Source organism: Streptomyces sp. NBC_01446, from assembly GCF_026340095.1.
Lineage (GTDB): Bacteria > Actinomycetota > Actinomycetes > Streptomycetales > Streptomycetaceae > Streptomyces > Streptomyces aureus.
The window spans coordinates 556,196-571,994 of the sequence record NZ_JAPEPO010000003.1 but is presented as its reverse complement, the minus strand read 5'-3'; the positions used below and the strand labels follow the sequence as shown (position 1 = coordinate 571,994).

The 15,799-nt window shown below is 67.6% G+C and carries 16 protein-coding genes and 2 pseudogenes; 9 read left to right on the top strand and 9 right to left on the bottom strand.

From position 1 onward, the window contains the following. The first annotated feature begins 23 nt into the window (after positions 1-23). Complete coding sequence (locus tag OG456_RS47180) at positions 24-392, top strand: VOC family protein (RefSeq protein ID WP_266571254.1); 369 nt, start codon at positions 24-26, stop codon at positions 390-392. A 134-nt stretch (positions 393-526) separates the two neighbouring features. Here OG456_RS47180 and OG456_RS47175 read toward each other — a convergent pair whose 3' ends face one another. Together OG456_RS47175 and OG456_RS47170 are read right to left on the bottom strand one after the other, a co-directional pair. After that, positions 527-682 (bottom strand): helicase, encoded by a 156-nt coding sequence (locus OG456_RS47175; protein ID WP_323136474.1) that lies wholly within the window; start codon positions 680-682, stop codon positions 527-529. Positions 683-1,276: 594 nt separating this feature from the next. After that, a complete protein-coding gene (locus OG456_RS47170) occupies positions 1,277-1,882 on the bottom strand; it encodes a hypothetical protein (protein WP_266571253.1) in 606 nt (201 codons plus the stop codon). 511 nt (positions 1,883-2,393) lie between these two features. Here OG456_RS47170 and OG456_RS47165 point away from each other — a divergent pair. Further along, positions 2,394-3,574, top strand: a protein-coding gene (locus tag OG456_RS47165; protein WP_266571252.1) for an IS3 family transposase whose coding sequence is annotated in 2 segments (ribosomal slippage) — positions 2,394-2,661 and positions 2,661-3,574 — 1,182 coding nt in all. Because the reading frame shifts where the segments join, the coding sequence is not laid out codon by codon here. Between the two features lie 713 nt (positions 3,575-4,287). On the opposite strand, the gene OG456_RS47160 is transcribed toward OG456_RS47165, so the two are convergent. Both OG456_RS47160 and OG456_RS47155 read right to left on the bottom strand, forming a co-directional pair. Beyond that, on the bottom strand, positions 4,288-5,250 hold the full coding sequence (locus OG456_RS47160; protein ID WP_266571251.1) for a hypothetical protein: 963 nt from the start codon (positions 5,248-5,250) through the stop codon (positions 4,288-4,290). Between the two features lie 284 nt (positions 5,251-5,534). Beyond that, on the bottom strand, positions 5,535-5,726 hold the full coding sequence (locus tag OG456_RS47155) for a hypothetical protein (protein ID WP_266571820.1): 192 nt from the start codon (positions 5,724-5,726) through the stop codon (positions 5,535-5,537). A gap of 907 nt (positions 5,727-6,633) precedes the next feature. On the opposite strand from OG456_RS47155, the gene OG456_RS47150 reads away from it, so the two are divergent. Further along, positions 6,634-6,897: a hypothetical protein gene (locus OG456_RS47150; RefSeq protein WP_266571250.1), complete on the top strand. Its 264-nt coding sequence runs from the start codon at positions 6,634-6,636 to the stop codon at positions 6,895-6,897. On the opposite strand, the gene OG456_RS47145 is transcribed toward OG456_RS47150, so the two are convergent. Next, positions 6,898-7,410: a MarR family winged helix-turn-helix transcriptional regulator gene (locus OG456_RS47145; RefSeq protein ID WP_266571249.1), complete on the bottom strand. Its 513-nt coding sequence runs from the start codon at positions 7,408-7,410 to the stop codon at positions 6,898-6,900. Positions 7,411-7,501: 91 nt separating this feature from the next. On the opposite strand from OG456_RS47145, the gene OG456_RS47140 reads away from it, so the two are divergent. The 3 genes from OG456_RS47140 to OG456_RS47130 all read left to right on the top strand — a co-directional run bounded on the left by OG456_RS47140 (position 7,502) and on the right by OG456_RS47130 (position 10,480). Further along, positions 7,502-8,386, top strand: coding sequence for an alpha/beta fold hydrolase (locus OG456_RS47140; RefSeq protein ID WP_266571248.1), 885 nt, complete (start codon positions 7,502-7,504; stop codon positions 8,384-8,386). A gap of 1,044 nt (positions 8,387-9,430) precedes the next feature. After that, the gene (locus tag OG456_RS47135; RefSeq protein ID WP_266569845.1) at positions 9,431-9,619 is read left to right on the top strand and encodes a DUF6381 family protein; all 189 of its coding nucleotides are present in this window, start codon (positions 9,431-9,433) and stop codon (positions 9,617-9,619) included. A 672-nt stretch (positions 9,620-10,291) separates the two neighbouring features. Further along, positions 10,292-10,480, top strand: a complete 189-nt coding sequence (locus OG456_RS47130; protein ID WP_266571247.1) for a hypothetical protein — start codon at positions 10,292-10,294, stop codon at positions 10,478-10,480. A gap of 353 nt (positions 10,481-10,833) precedes the next feature. Here OG456_RS47130 and OG456_RS47120 read toward each other — a convergent pair. Continuing rightward, positions 10,834-11,062 (bottom strand): annotated as a pseudogene (locus OG456_RS47120) (Tn3 family transposase); the annotation flags it as partial. A 69-nt stretch (positions 11,063-11,131) separates the two neighbouring features. Then, complete coding sequence (locus OG456_RS47115) at positions 11,132-11,539, bottom strand: STAS domain-containing protein (protein ID WP_266571245.1); 408 nt, start codon at positions 11,537-11,539, stop codon at positions 11,132-11,134. Positions 11,540-11,921: 382 nt separating this feature from the next. Here OG456_RS47115 and OG456_RS50725 point away from each other — a divergent pair. Further along, positions 11,922-12,157 (top strand): annotated as a pseudogene (locus tag OG456_RS50725) (transposase); the annotation flags it as partial. A gap of 369 nt (positions 12,158-12,526) precedes the next feature. On the opposite strand, the gene OG456_RS47105 reads toward OG456_RS50725, so the two are convergent. Then, entirely contained in the window at positions 12,527-12,757 is a 231-nt protein-coding gene (locus OG456_RS47105) for a hypothetical protein (RefSeq protein WP_266571243.1), read from the bottom strand. Positions 12,758-12,912: 155 nt separating this feature from the next. On the opposite strand from OG456_RS47105, the gene OG456_RS47100 reads away from it, so the two are divergent. Beyond that, positions 12,913-14,127 (top strand): transposase, encoded by a 1,215-nt coding sequence (locus tag OG456_RS47100; protein ID WP_266571242.1) that lies wholly within the window; start codon positions 12,913-12,915, stop codon positions 14,125-14,127. A gap of 228 nt (positions 14,128-14,355) precedes the next feature. Further along, positions 14,356-14,670, top strand: a complete 315-nt coding sequence (locus tag OG456_RS47095; RefSeq protein ID WP_266571241.1) for a hypothetical protein — start codon at positions 14,356-14,358, stop codon at positions 14,668-14,670. Between the two features lie 493 nt (positions 14,671-15,163). Here the strand turns inward: OG456_RS47095 and OG456_RS47090 are convergent, their stop codons facing one another. Beyond that, on the bottom strand, positions 15,164-15,712 hold the full coding sequence (locus tag OG456_RS47090) for a DUF4262 domain-containing protein (RefSeq protein ID WP_266571240.1): 549 nt from the start codon (positions 15,710-15,712) through the stop codon (positions 15,164-15,166). Between the last annotated feature and the right edge of the window lie 87 nt (positions 15,713-15,799).

Here is a 15,799-nt window from a genome sequence, read left to right as displayed (position 1 = left end):
CATGCAATTCGAGGAGAGACGCCATGACCTTCAGCCTGACCTCACTGATTGTGGACGCCGCAGACCTGGAGAGCGAGAGCTCGTTCTGGCACCGGCTGCTCGGCGGCTCGATCACGAGGACGACCACGCATCACTTTCTGCAGCTCGACGGCTTCCCCGTGATCGTGATCCAGCACGCTCCGGGGCAGGTACCGCCGCAGTGGCCCGGCGGCGCCACTCAACAGATGCACTTCGACCTAGCCACGGACGATGCGGCCACCGCGGACACGCGGGTGCTCGACGCCGGCGGTCGACGGCTGCGACCGACTGACGATGTCGTCGCCTCCACTCAGCAGGGCTCCCGGGTGTACGCCAGCCCGGCCGGACATCCCTTCTGTCTCCGATCGGCCTGACCCGGCAACCCAGCACGAACAACCGCGCCTTCGTTGTCTCGGCGAACGTGCCACGGGTCCTGGCAGTGATCCTGTTGAGGCCGAGGATGTCCACCCTTCTGGACGAAGGCTTGCTCGCAACAAGCGGTCCAGCATCACCCCGCCGCCCATTCCAGTCCGAGGTCGGGTAGCTGCTGGAGTTTGACGGAGGTGAGCTTCGCCCGCCTGGTCGTGGTGTCGGTCAGCCACACACCGAGCCTCACCTCGGTCCCGTCTTCCAACTCCTCTACGTGGCCTCTGGGGACGGTCACCGAATCGGTGCGGGTCTTGTGTCACGCCCGCCCGAGCACGGCCTGCGCCGCATCATGGATGCCATCTGCCGGGTCGGAGTGCTGCCGACCGTGGTTCACGTGACGGCCGTCGACCGCCATGACCCCCGCTTGAGACCGGCTGGCTACCGCGCCCGCATCTGGCCGTGCAGGTGTTGCGCCGTGGCCTGTCCTACCGCGCGTTTCCGGACGGGAGCCATCTCGACGGCACGGGTCGGTGCACCATCTACCCCGGCGACGGGATTCCGTTCACCTTTGAACTCTTGAGGCGTCCGTGCGCGTCGCTCCGGCCGGGCGACGAGGTCGCCGACGTCGCCGACCGGGCATGGCGGTTCGACGGGCCCTGGGACTGGAGCGCCTTCGACGGGGAACCGGCCGACGCGGGCCCCGAGTGGCCGCTCGTCCTGCTCACCCGGGCAGAAGCGCTGTGCTCCGTCGAAGACGCGGAGGCAGTAGCCGCGAGCACGGCCAGATGCAGCACCCGATCCGTCGCCGAGGGAACGCCACCGTTGCCCACCGGCGAGCTTGCCCCCGAAGGGAGACGACTTGATCCGGGTCGCGCCTGCTGCTCACCTGTCAGGCGCGTAGACCCGCTTGCCGCAGGCCAATCTCCGCCAGGTCGGCGATGACCTGTTCGTCGCCGCGCCGCCACGCCTCTGCCAGGCCGCCGGGTGGCGTGGGCAGCGCTGCGAGTTTGTGCTGCGGGCCGGCGAGGACGCGCAGGGCGAGGATGTCGGCGCCGCCCGGATTGGTGGCGAGGCGCCGGGTGAGGGCGCTGCGGCGGATCCAGCGCAGGCGCGGGGGCAGCCACAGCAGGAGCACGATCACGACCGGGATGACGATGAGGGCGAGCGTGGACAGCGTCGCCACGTGGTTCACCGTGTCCTGAAGCGAACGGCCTGCGTCGGCCAGTCCGGTGCCGGCCTCGGCGGCGGACCTGAGCGGTTTCTTCAACTGGCCCCCGACGAAAGGCACCTTCGAGGCGGCGTCGCCCGCGTCGACGAGTCCGTTGGAGAGGCTGTTGCCGGCGCTTTCCGCCTTGCGGCCCGGATCGGCCAGTCGCTTGATCGCGTCGTGTGCGACCAGGGCCAGCTTCACCGCGGCGCAGATCAGGGCCACCGCGATCAGGTCTGCGAGGATCTGGCGGCTCCGACGGGCCGTGGTCTGGGCGTACAGGCGCATTGGCGTGCTCCTTCTTGCGGTAGGGCATCGGCGGTCGGCGGCTGCCCGTACGGCTACCCCGATAGGGAGGGCAGGACGCCGTGCCCACGTCGGCCCATGGGCCTTCAGAGATAGACCAGGCCCTGCTGCATTTCCGCGCGAGGGCGGACGGCACCGTCAACCGCACCCGTTCGCGAGCCTCGTGTGATCCGTGTGGACCTCTCGGTGAGCCAGACCGCTCGCTACTGCTACTGCCACTGCCACGGCGCCGCGCTGCGGCCGGGTGCCCCCTGCCGAGACAGGGATGGACTTCCTCGTGGGTTTTGAGCCGGGTGGGGAATGCCGTTGTTGGAACGGAGCCGTGATGCGGCGGAGTTCGCTGCGTTGTCAGTGGCGCGCGCTGGCCTCGATCGTTCATGAGTCCCCGTCAGCTTGCTGACGGGGATGTTGTGTCTGTGGGGTGGGGCGTTTCCCCTTGAGCGTGGACACCCTGATCATTGGATCGTGATGATCCATAGGACAGGAGTTCCCGTTGGGGACGTCGAAGTACTCGCCTGAGTTCCGGGCCGATGCCGTCGCGCTGTACCACTCGAGCCCGGGTGGGACATACGCGTCGGTGGCCAAGGACCTGGGCGTCAACCACGAGACGCTGCGCACGTGGGTGCGGGATGCCGAGCAGGCCGCCCGGCCCGGGGCGGTGGAGGCCACCGCGATGGAGAAGGAGAACCGGCAGCTGCGGGCGCGGGTGAAGGAACTCGAGCTCGAGCGGGAGATCCTGCGGAGGGCCGCGAAGTATTTTGCGGCCGAGACCAGCTGGTGAGCAGCCGCTTCCAGTTCGTCGAGGATCACCGTGGCGCCTTCGGCGTCAAGCGGCTGTGCCGGATACTCGCGGTCTCGCGGTCCGGCTTCTACCGGTGGCTGGCTGGCGCATCCGCGCGGGCCGGCCGGGCGAGGGCGGATGCCGAGCTCGCCGAGCACATCAACCGGATCCATCAGGAATCGGACGGCACCTATGGGGTTCCGCGCGTCACCGCCGAGCTGAAGGATGCCGGGAGGCCGGTCAATCACAAGCGGGTCGAGCGCGTCATGCGCAAGTTCCACATCGTCGGGCTGCACCTGCGCAAGAAGGTCCGCACCACCATTCCCGAGCCGTCGGCGACACCGGTGCCGGACCTGCTCCAGCGGGACTTTGCTGCCCAGGTGCCGAACACCAAGTACGTGGGCGACATCACCTATCTCCCGATCGGCAACGGCCAATTTCTTTATCTGGCAACGGTGTTGGACCTGTGCTCGAAACGCCTGGCGGGCTGGTCGATCGCCGACCACATGCGGACCTCGCTGGTCACCGACGCGCTCAGGGCCGCAGCGAGGGCCCGCGGCGGGGACGGTCTGCGCGGGGCGATATTTCACAGCGACAACGGGGCGCAATATGTGTCGAAGGAGTTCGCCCAGGTCTGCTCGGAGCTGGGCGTGACCAGATCGCGCGGCGCGGTCGGCACGAGTGCGGACAACGCCGCCGCGGAGAGTCTGAACGCGACCATGAAGCGCGAGACGCTACAGGGGCGGAAGCGGTGGAACGGGGCGCGTGAGGCCCGCCTCGCGGTCTTCCGCTGGGCGACCCGCTACAACACCCGCCGACGGCACTCCCGCCTCGGCCAGATCAGCCCGATCACCTACGAGCATCGATCAACTACGCTGGCCACCGCCGCATGACAACCGGTGTCCACGATCACGGGGAAGGCCCCGTGGGTCTTGTCGGGGATGGCGCAGCAGATCCCGCGGCGGCGCAGGTAGGCACGGTTCTTGCGGGAGGCGTACGCCTTGTCGGCGCGCTCGCTTGGGGCGGAGCGCGGCCGAACGACCCGATGCGGGGCACGCGGACCTCGTCCAGCACGGGTTCGAACGGCGGCGAGTCCCCGCGCTGCCCGGCCGTCACCATGATCGGCATAGGCTTTTGGCCCTGCTCGACGGTCAGGTGCAGCTTGGTGGTGAACCCGCCGCGCAAGCATTCCAGCCCGTGATCATGGGGCTCGGCAAAGACACCGCCTGGTGGCTCTTTCTGCAGATCACCCTGCTTGCGGGCCCCGGCTGCATGCTGATGGGCACGGCACGCCGTGGTCGACGCTCGGGTCCCACACGATCTCGCCCTTGGTGTCGGGCAGGCACTGGAGCCGGGTGAGGACCCGCTGCCAGGTGCCGTCCCGCTGCCATCGGCGAAACAGGTCGTAGATCCGGCCCCACGGTCCGTACCGGCGGGGACGCCTCGCCACGGATACCGTTACGTACCCGGATCCGCATGCCATTGATCAGTTACCGTCGGGGCCAGACGGGCGGCCGCCCTGCCTTCGTGCCCTTTCGGTACCGACGGCCCCAGCACCGCACACTGTTCATCCGTGGGATCTCCTCGCTCCATGAGCCGATATCGTTCATCGCTCAAGATCCACTTTCGATGCGCGGCCTGGAGTCTGTCTCTGGCGGATTTTGCTGGAAGCGACGGGGGTCTGGCACGCCGATCGGCGGCGTTGTCGTCGTGTGCCGACGCTCCGCGTGGTCGCCCTCCTCCGCTTGCACCTCGACGCACCAGACCCCGGGAGGCTGGCGGCGGTCAACCCGGTGGCGACGAGGGCCCGTTGGCGCCCGGCGGGGGTGCGCCAGGCGCGCAGCCCGTAGACCCAACCCGCCAGCAGGCTGGTGCAGTTGGAGACCGCGTAGAGCAGGGGCGCGCTGTCCGGGGTGCCCCGCCCGACGGCATACGCGGTGACGGACACCTGCATCGCGCCGAAGAAGACGCCCAGGGCGAGGATGAACGCGACCTGCCGCGCGAAGGCGGGGCGGAGCAGGGCGCGTCCGGCGGTGCGGTGCTCGGCGCGGCCCGCGACCTGCGGCGCGGTGCGGCGCTGCAAGGCGAACGCGAGGCCGCCGCCGACGACGAGGGCGGCGGCGAGCAGGGTGCCGAGCTCCGGGCGGCCGGCGGCGCCAGCCGTGCTGACCAGGGCTGGGCCGGCCAGGTAGGACAGGGCGTTGGCGAGGGCTTCGAGGGCGAACGCCTTCGGCAGGGCGGCCTCGTCGCGGGCGCCGCGCAGCAGGGCGGACCAGCGGGCGGCGGACATGGCGCTGAGCTGCGGCAGGGTGATACCGACGAGCGTCGCCGCGACGAGGTCGAGGACCGGCCCGCCGACGAGCAGCAGCCCTACAGATGCGGCGTGCGCTGCCAGGACGTACGGCAGTACGCGCCGCTGCCCCAAGAGGTTGACGACGCGGGCGACTTGGGGTCCGCCGAGTGCGTCGGCGACTGCGAAGCAGCCGACGGCGATGCGTGCGGCGCCGTACGAACCGGTGCGGTCGTGCACCAGCCAGACGATGCCGAGCCCGGTCATGGCGAGGCCCACGCGCCCGACGGCAGCGGGGGGAAGAAGGCGGCGGCGCCCGGGGTGCGCAGCAGGGTGCGATAGTTCGCCGTGGACACGACGCGTCCCTTTCGCCGCCCGGCGGGACGCGCCACACGGGGTCGTCGGCGTCCGAATGTGCCGACCCGTGGCTGCGCCTGAGGCCGTCCAGTAGCGGCGTGGAGCGGGGACGCGCGTCCCACGCCGGCTCCGTCACCGGGCAGAGTGTCCGAGGTCTGGGTGACTTGTGAAGGTGTAACGGCCCAAGGGTAGGCCGTAGTTGAGGCTCACCGCGAGAACTGCGCGAGCACGCTCTCCTTGAACGGCTCGGGGACACGGCGAGTTCGACGGAGGAGGGGGTGGCCGAGGGTGGGGCAGAGCAGCAGGCTCACGCCGATCAGCGTGGCGAAGGCCGTCACGAGCAGCAGGTGAGCGCGGCGACTGGGGAGGCCGTAGAGCCAGCTCAGCGGCAGCATCACGAGGGCTCCGCCTTACACGAGGGCGCTCAGCAGGACGGTCCTGGGCGAAGAAGGCCGCCGCTTTTCCTAGGAACTCGGTCTTCATACGGAGTTCCCGGTTCTCTCGTTCCAGCTCGCGCAGGCGGGCGCGTTCGCTGATGTTCAGCGGTGAAAGACTGATCGGCACCCGGGCCGTAGTCATGGTCACCGACCCCTCCGCCGTGGCGGGGGTGGCGGTGGGCACGACCTGTGCCGCCGCCGGCAGTGCCGCCGTGGCGAGCAGCAGCCCGGCACGCCGCGCGAGACCCCGCGACCGCCCACCCTCCGCACCAGGTCGCTCGGTACTCCTACCGCATGCTGCAAGGCCAGTGCCACGATCACCACTCCTCGACATACGGCCCGTCACATCTCGGGATGCGCCACGGACGTCGGCTGATTCACCCGGCCCCGCTGCCCGGGACGGCCCGGTGATCAAGCCACACCCGCCCGGTACGGCCCCCTCAGGCACACCGCCGTACCGCCCCCGATCCATCGACCAGCCGCATCCGGCCCCGCACGCGACGTGACAGGCCCACCGCGGGAACCCAGTGCGTGTACGAGAAGGGCAGCGTGCTGGCCGGCACGGCGCCGACCGGCTGCGCCGGGGCCCGTCTCGCCAACGGGGAGACGCGGGCCCTGGAGATGATGCGTGCGGTGCTGTCTGAGGAGGAGCGGTTCGGCGGCACCGGCGCGCGTTCGCTGGGGCCCGGCCGCCGGGAGCGGTGCGCCGCGGGGAAGGGCACACTCTCCGCACCCGCCTCGTCATCAACTAACACCGGCCTTCGGGCTGATACCGCGCTGAGCGTCCGAGTTGGCGAAGCCCGCCAACTCGGACGCTCAGTCACACCTCTTGGCGATGGCGTGGACGCTCTTGAGGTCCGTCCGTGCGATGACCTGGCGCGCCGGGGTGGCGGCATCGTCCGGGACCGGCCTGCATGTCGGTGAGGGGGCGGCAGCACGGCTTGGGGACATCCAGGACCGCGGCGCAGTGCGCGAACGTGTTGTGCGCCTCCGTCTCGTCCAGCCGCAGATCACGCAGATCTGGGCCGACCACGGCTACGTCGGCGAACTCGTGGGCTGGGCCCGCCGGCTTCCGCCCGAGGAGCATGTCAATGATCGATCCTTGATCGACGCCCAGCTCGAATCGATCTGATTACTGTGAGTTCTGATCGAGTGCGGCCACTCGGTTCTCCTCGCGGAGACCGTCATCGAACCGTGCCAGATCGTCGGCGCTCACGGGCCGGCGCTCGACTAGCCGGGCCAAGTGCCCTTCGAGGGCATCGAGCTGGCGGACCCCGATCTGCGCCGCCCAGCGATTGCGCACCTCGTCAAAGAGCGCCCCGCCGATCGCCATCATTTCGTGGCCACGGGGTGTCACCTGCACCCGCTTGCGCCGTGCGTCATCCGGGTCGGTTTCCCGGACTACGTATCCGAGCTGTTGGAGCGCGGCGATCGTCTTCGCGGCCGCCTGCTTGGAGACCGACAGCCGGCGGCCGAGCTCCGAGGCTGTGTCCGCTCCCGCGTCGATGGTCCGGAGCGCGAACTCATGGCCGGGACGGACGCCTTCGTGTCCGCGATGCGCCAGTTCGGCGTGCACCTCATCCGCCATCGAGTGGAAACCGCCGAGCAGGAGCAGCGCCAGCTCAGCGCCTGAGGAACGGGCCATGGTCCGGATCATACGGGAGCAACGAGATAGACAACGTGGTTGTCTAGTTATAGATTCGACAACCAGGTTGCCTAATGAGTGGAGAAGAATCATGAACGTCAGTCCTGGCGGAGCCACCATCCCCGGCGTCGACCACCACCGCGTCAGCGTGAACGGCACCGAGCTGCACTACGTCTCCGCGGGAACGGCCGGATCGCCCGTACTGCTGGTGCACGGTTTCCCGGAGACCTGGTGGGTGTTCCACAAGCTGATCCCCCTGCTGAGCGGGCAGCATCGCGTGTTCGCCGTCGACCTTCGCGGTTTCGGTGACTCCGCCACTGCCAAGCCGGAGCACGACAGCGCAACCTCGGCGCAGGACCTGAGCGAACTCATCGCGCGGTTGGACCTCGGCCCCGTCCACCTGACGGGCCAGGACATCAGCGGCCCCACGACGTTCCGCGTCGCAGCCACACATCCCGAACTCGTCCGAAGCTACGGGGCGATCGAGACCGGTCTCCCTGGATTCGGCGCCGAAAAGCTCGCCGACGTGACCCATGGCGGGGCCTGGCACATAGGCGTCCTCGTCGCCCCGGGGATCCCAGAAATGCTTCTCGCGGGACGGGAGCGCGCCTTCATCGCCGAGTACGCGTTCCCCTCCCTCAGCGCTACCTCTGATGCGTTCACCAAGGACGACATCGACGAGTTCACCCGCTCCTACACGCGGCCGGACGCCTTCACGGGCGCCTCCGGGCTCTACCGCTCGATGCTCACGGAAGGCGACGAGATCCTCGAGCTGGCAACCCAGAAGCTCAGCATGCCCGTGCTCGCAGTCGGGGGCCGCTCAGCAGCGTTCACGTCCGCGACATTGCGGCAGGTCGCTACGGACGTGAGTGCCGTGTCACTCGACGGTGTCGGGCACTACGCGGCAATCGAGGCACCCGACCGTCTCGCGGACGCCCTCCTCACCTTCTACAGGAAGATCGACAGCCCGGAATGACATGGGGCTCCTCCAACTGGGGTCGTTCGCGGGCGTCGTTCGTGCCGCCGTACCGAACCATCTCGGCCTCCTGGGCCGCAGAACCTGTCTCGAGCCACTGGGAGGGACCTGCCGGGGCAAGGTTGCGAAAGCGTGTGCAGAAGGCTGCCAGTCAGTTGGTCGGGTTCCCCGGGAACGGTGGTTGAGTCGGCGACAGGTAGAGCCGGTCCAGTACGCCACCGCCGGACGCCTCGCGCACAGGATGGGCTGAGATGCCGGCGCCCAGAGACGACCAGACCGCAGCAGAGTTCCTCCGAGGTGTCACCAGAGCTCCAGACAGCCCCACGATCCAGGCCACGCCGCACAAGTCTCCGCGTCCACAACAGAGTTCGGAAACCTGAACGAGATGCCGCGAGGACACTCAAGTTGGGCCAGCCGAACTCCCGCACTATCAGGTCCGGTTGCCGGAAGACTGGCTCGACGCCGAACGCATCGTTCCCGAAGAAGAGAACGCCAACATCTCGGATACCCCATAGTTATGCGCTTCCGATTGAAGCCACCGGGAGCATGCGCGAAGTCGGCCTCATGGAGCGGCGGAGAAACCGATCAGACCATGGAGCAGTCCTTCGCCCAGGTGTGAGTTCTCATCTCTTCTCAAGTGCAGGAAACTGGCTGCTCCTTCGGGCATCACCGGTGCCGGCAGAGCCGACGGCTCCGGAAGGCAGGCGCCCCCGGCCCCGGTCGACGGCAGTGTGTCCGGTGAGGTTCCGGGGCTGGGACAGGCCGACGCCGGCCGGCTCATGTCCGATTCCGTGGGGCCGGGGCCGTTGGGCGCGGCACCGCTACGGCCAGCGGTTCCTGATGGAGGCCGCTGGAGCTACTCACAGCATCTTCAGGTGTCTGGATCTTCAGGTGTCTGGTCGGTACTCCCGGGGCTGTGTTGTCGTTCGGTGAGGGCCTTTTTCAGCTGGGTAGATAGCGGTGGGTGACCGTTCGAGATGCCGGGGGTGGTGGGGCCTGTTTCTCTGATGTGGCCCGCTCTTCCTCATCACCCAAGGAGTGATCATGAGCGCTGCAGGTGAGTCCGGTCGTGTCCAGCAGATGCGTGCTAAGGCTCAGGATCTGGAACAGGCCGCGGAACGCGCTACTGACCCGCAGGAGCGTCAGCGTCTGAAGGACAAGGCCCGCCAGCTCAAGGAGCAGAGCGAGCATGCAGGCGGTACGGGCAAGCCGGACATCGACCCGACGATGTAGTTCGGGTAGTTCGGAGCACAGACACCGGCCGGTGGCTGGCCAGCGTGGCTTTCTGGCACGCGAGAGGCCGCCGGCCGGTCACTGCTGTCTGCGCTCAGTCGCCCGCGACCGGCCAGCCGGTCCTGCGCGGACTGACCGCCTACGACCACTCAACCCCTTGGAATCGACCGTCTCTAGATCCGTCACATCATCGATCATGTCGGCTCAACGAGTCGTCCTGCCGTCGACGGCCACGCCGATCGGCGTCTCGCTCCGTTCATCTGCCGTCGCTTGCTCGCTCCGGAGTCAGGACAGCCCGGCTCGGCCTCGCCTCCTGGGTGGTCGTCGCGTCGGTGAGCTACGCGGGTGTCCTGCGCACCACATGAGCGAGCACACCGCGCCCATGCCGCAACACCCGCGACGGTGCAACACCCCCACGGGTGTTGCGCCTACGGAAGTCAGGCCGGGTCTTTCTCCTGCTCGGGCAGCGGATATCTGAGGCTTCCCCGGGGTGCGCCATGCGGCGGTGCGCGTACGCCCAGCCGTCTTCCAGGAAACGCAGCACCATCTTCCCGGCGGCGCGCCACAAGCCCGGCTACGTCACGGAGTTTCTCTGAGGATCCGCGGAAGCGGTCACTCATGCCGGCGGGCGCATACTCGTCGTAGCAACCTCGACGGCCCGTTCCCGCGAAAATGGCACAACGTCCCGAGGAGCTGCGGGCCCGCGTCGAGGAGAACCTCGTTGTCGGGCTGGAGCAGCTCTCCATGGTCAACCTGCGCCGAATGGACGTCGGATTCACGCCGCCTATGCCGGACGACCAGCTCAGCTCGCTGAGATGGTCGCGCTGCGCGACGAGGGCAAGATCGGCGCGATCGGGCTGAGCAGCGTGTCCCTGGACGTACTGCGCCGCGCCCTACCGGCGGGTATCGTGTGTGTGTGCGGAACGCCTACAGTCTCGCGGCCCGCGAGGACGAGGTCCACTCAAACTCTGCGGTGCGGAACAGATCGCCTCGTGCCTTCCTTCCTGCCGGGCGGCTCGATGCCGGGGATGGCGAAGGTGACGACGAGGCGGCCCTGCTCGCCGCCGCCGAACACCTGGGGTGCTGCTCAGCGCACGTCGGCATGGCCTGGCTGCTGCACCACAGACCACAGCCCCCAGACCCTGCTCATCCAGGGAACCGTCAGCACCGGCCACGTCGAAGCGCACCTGGCTGTGGGCACGATCACCCTCGGATGCATCCGGGTCGCGCAGCGGGCGCAGGGCGTCAGAGCGGCCTGGGAGGAGGCCGTGAAGCTGTAGCGGCCGAGACATGGAGATTGCGGTGCTTGAGCGGGGAGAGCCGGGCGACGCCCGCGTCGCGAATTTCGTGTCCCTGGACACGGAGCTGGCCGACGGCGGCGTCGACGTGCCGGGTCGGCCACAGCACAACGGCATTAGGCACCAGGCCCAGCGCGCCGGGCTGCCCCCATGCCATGGAGGAGACCACGCCCCACGCGCGCCTGTAACACGCTCCGGATTGCCGCGCCGTTCCTCACTCAGAGGACGGCCGTGGCCAGTGGGCGAGGCTGCCGGGCGAGGGAACGGACTGTGTCGCTTCCCCTGCCGAGGGGAAGATCTCGTAGCTCTCCCGCATGCCGCTCAGGTCGAAGATCCGGAGTATCCGGCCGGAGGCGGACGCGATGCGCAGCGATCCTTCGTGCTCACGGATGCGTTTCGTAATCGCCACGATCACGCCCAGCCCCATCGAATCCATGAAGGTAACGAAGTTCAGATCCAGGACGAAGTGGTGGTGTCCCTCAGCGAGGAGGTTGATCACTACTTCCCGGATCATGGGGGCGGTGTGGGCATCCACCTCACCGTCGATCTCGACAACGGACCAGCCGTTGACCGCGTCGCAGCTCACCATCAAGCTCTCGCTCCGGACGATGTTGGTTCGCATTGCCATCCCTCTTCACGACTCGGACGGTGCAAGATCCCGGCACGGAGCGGCGGTCAGCCGACACGCAGTCCCAGCCCGCGCAGGGGCGAGTTCGCGTAAACGACGGTGACCGCCAGGCCACCGCCAGCGTTTCGCGTGCGGTCCCCGGCTCCTGGCCCACCACTCGGCCTGGTGTGATCCACATCCTTGGTTGCGGACAGCATCCGTCGGCCAGCCCGCCCTTGAGCACTGTGCCCTGCCGCGATCGGGTGGACTTGCTCATTTTATCGAGAAGCATGAGCTTGAGACGGCTCATGCGACCCGCCGGCATCCTGCTGGGCAGCCACGACGACCGTTTGCGGAAGTGTCACGCCTCTGGTGGAAGTTTTACGCGTGCCTGACCATGCGGGGTGACGCCCTGTTCGAGCTGATCGACGCACAGTTGTGCACGGACGGACCGGTGCGGGCGCTGGTCGACCTCGCCTTCGCACACGAACACCGCCGCGGTCACAGAGCACTCGATACAAGGCTCAATCAGAGTCGAGTTGCTGTCGCCCGGCTGCGACGAGCCATGGCCGGGCTGTGCTGCCGCTGCCCAGAGCGGCAGACGGCTGGTTTGTCCTGGCCATGGCTGTTAGTTTGCGGTCTCTGCGGACGTCGCTGGCGAGGAACAGACAGGCAGGGCCAGTGCTGGAACGGCCAGCACGGCGAGAATGAGGGCGGTGTCGGTGAATCGGTTCTTCCAGGCGGTGTGGGCGTTCCAGACAAACATGACCTCCTCGGCGATCTCCCAGGCCAGGTGATCGTCATCGAGAACCCCACCCCGCCGTTGAGCATCATGGACCACGCTGTTGTGTACCCGTTCAGCGTCGACGGATCGGTACGCCAGGGATTCTTCCCGTCGCGGGATGAGGAGTGAACAGGGCTGGCGTGGCCGCAACTCATGGGCGGCCGCCCCGAACTGGCATCCGCAATCGGGCATGACGCAGGGCGCGAGGTCAAGTCGCGTCAGCCCTGATGTCGGGCGTCATCGGCCTCGACCTGCGAGCCGATGTTGTTCCACATGAAGCCGTCCTTCCAGTCCGCCTTGCCCGCCGCCCAGCCGAGCATGACGGTCAGGACCTTCTCCTGGGCGATGGTCCGCGTCTGATAGTGCTCGGCTGCTACGCCGTCCCGGAATTCGAGTTGGTAGGTGTTGTCGTCCCGAAGCAGCACCTGCACATACCAACTGCCCTCCATCTCTTCTCTTGCGTGGTATCCCCGGCTTCAGTCGGGGCGTGAAACGCATCTCGGGGCTGCTCTGACCGGTCATGTGTGCACGGGTGTTCTGTCTGCGGAGGGGTTGTCAGTGGCCTCGGTTAGGTTGCTGAAAGAGCTGAAGGGGGGTGGGCCGGGTGATGCGTGCGTACAAGTTCCTGATGCGGCCTACCGTGCGGCAGGCTCAGGCGCTCGGTGAGATGCTGTGTGATCACTGCTCGCTGTACAACGGCGCGTTGCAGGAACGCCGTGACGCCTACCGGCACGCCAGCAAGACGACGGTCCGGTACGGGCAGCAGTCCGTACAGCTCAAGGACATCCGGTCCTTCGACCCGGCGCGTCAGGGCCGTTGGTCGTTCTCCAGTCAGCAGGCCACGTTGCGCCGCCTGGACAAAGCGTTCGCAGCGTTCTTCCGCCGGGTCAAGGCTGGAGAGAAGCCGGGCTATCCGCGTTTCCGGTCGGGTAAGCGGTTCGACATCGTGGAGTTCCCGAAGGACGGGGACGGCTGCCGCTGGGACTCCACCCCTCACGACCCCGTCACCCGCGTCCGGCTTCAAGGTGTCGGGCACGTCAGGGTGCACCAGCACCGGCCCGTGGCCGGCACCGTCAAGACGATCAGCGTGAAGCGTGAGGGCCGTCGGTGGTTCGTCGTGCTGAGTGTCGAGCAGGTCCAGCCCGAACCGCTGCCCGCGACGGGTTCCCTCGTCGGGATCGACCTGGGCATAGCCAACTTCCTCACCACCTCCGACGGCGAGTTCGTGCCCAGCCCGCGCCACGGGGCGAAGAGCGCCGCGAAGCTGGAAGCCGCACAGCAGGCCCTGTCGAGGTTTCCGCGTGTGCGCCGTGACAAGCGGACTGCCAACCACCGGCGGGCGGTCGAGAAGGTCGCGAAGCTGCACCGCAAGGTGCGCCGCCAGCGCCTCGACCACGCCCACAAAACCGCCCTTGACCTGGTACGCCGACACGATTTCATCGCGCACGAGGACCTCAAGATCCGCAACATGAGCAAGGCTCCCGCGCCGAAGCCCGACCCCGGGATGCCGGGCGGCTTCCTGCCCAACGGGGCCGGCGCGAAGACCGGACTCAACCGCTCGATCGCGGATGCCGGATGGGGGGTGTTCCTGACGATCCTGGCCGCCAAGGCTGAAAGCGCCGGACGGGAAGTGATCGCCGTGGACCCCCGCAACACCTCCCGCCGGTGCCCCGCATGCGGGCACACCGGCGCGGAGAACCGGCCCACCCAGGCGAAGTTCCACTGTGTCTCGTGCGGCCACACCGCGCACGCGGACACCGTGGGCGCCATCAACGTTCTACGGGCCGGGCTGGTCCGTCGCGAAGCCGCAGCGGCGTAGCGAGAAACCCCCTCTATGAGGGGGAGGAGTCACGTCCTCCTCTGTGCGTTCCAGGACCAGATGCGCGGTCCCGCGCTGGAGGTTGGCCAGCATCCTGCCTATCGCCGGCTTCGAGGGTCTCCTCACCACGCGGCCCGCCTCATCAGTTGCAATCAGCATGGCGTAATCCTCCAGCACGGCTCTGACATCGACACGGGAGCCGACAGAAGACTCCGCCATCATGGCCTGGTGACGACATGGAGGCGCTGTTACTGGGACGAGGAAGACACCTGGTTCTACTTCGAGGTCGACGCCGAGGCGTGGGTGACCCGGCAGATCGAGCTCCAGGGCCCTGCATCGACCCCGATCGCAGCAGCCTCCCTCAGCGAATGGCAGCAAGCCCAGGATGCAGGCCGCCTCGATGAGTACGACAAGAGGTTCGGGATCACCGCAGAACTGCCCGTATCAGAGTGGGAAGGCCACGACCCCGAGGAGCTGAGCTCCGACCAGTTCGAGGAGGTCTGGGACTCGGCCCGCCAGCAGATCATAGCCCGGCCGTCCTGACTCATAGAGCAGGCTACGAGGAAATGCCATCCGTCCTGAGACAGGAGTGCCTGGCACCGACGTGAGACAGCCCGAGAACCTGCTGGTCAGCGCAATGTCCAGTGACATGAACCGCGAGATTCTACAGTCCCACTCGGGGGAGCGACAGGCAGGGGGACACACATGAAATTCGGTGTACACCCGAACTATGCAGACAAAGCAAGTGCATTGTGCGCGATGCGGCAGCCACAACACCCGCATCCCCGTGCTTCAGAAGGAATTCGTTCAAGGCCACTGCTTCAGGTGCAGTGCCTCATTCAACGCCACCCCCTGCCAGGCATGCGGAGGGTTCCGCGTCGACGGCTCCTACGGCATCTCAGGAACCCGCTACGCCCAACTCCCCGAGACGGTGAAGTGCTGGGACTGCGGGCACCACGAACCGCTCCGCAAGATGATCCAGCTCCAGTAGCTCCTCGCGACGGTGTTGGTCTGTCGCTGGCAGGTACGTTCGAGGTCAGAGTTCGGTCGTCCAGATCCCGACAGGGTGCTCACTCGGTGGCAGCCACAACTGAGGCTGTGACTCCCGATGCCCCTCCTCAGCCTGTTCTTCCCAATGAAAGCGGTGATCCGCGTCGGGCCACGCAACTTGCAACACAGGGAAAGGCGGCCGCCGATAGAACCCGATGGCCCGACCGAAGAAGGTCCGGTACCAGCGGAGATCGATCTGCCTGAGCGCGACTTGGTGACCGTCGACAACGTCAGGATGCCTCTGGCCGTCCGCCAGTACAGCGCCCGCGGCGGACTTTGCTCCGAGCCTGTTGAGCATGCGGTGCATAGCGTGGATATCGAGCCCGAACATGGCGAGCTCAGGTGCGCCGTGAGTGTGTGCCAGGCCGATCGTGTAGGCGAATCCAGGACCCATCTCGTCCCCGGGAACCATCACGATGTGCCACCCGTGCTGCTGCACATTCTCGATGATCGTCAGATCCACGTGGTCCGCTTTGTCTTGGTCACCGTAGTCATGGCAGAGGACGCAGCGGCACTGGAAGGGATCATCAGTCATGCGCGGAGGCTACGAGGTGAGAGCTTGAGTCGGGCAGCCGGGGTTCGCGACCACCCTTTCCGTCGAACGACTCCGCGACCGCTCCCC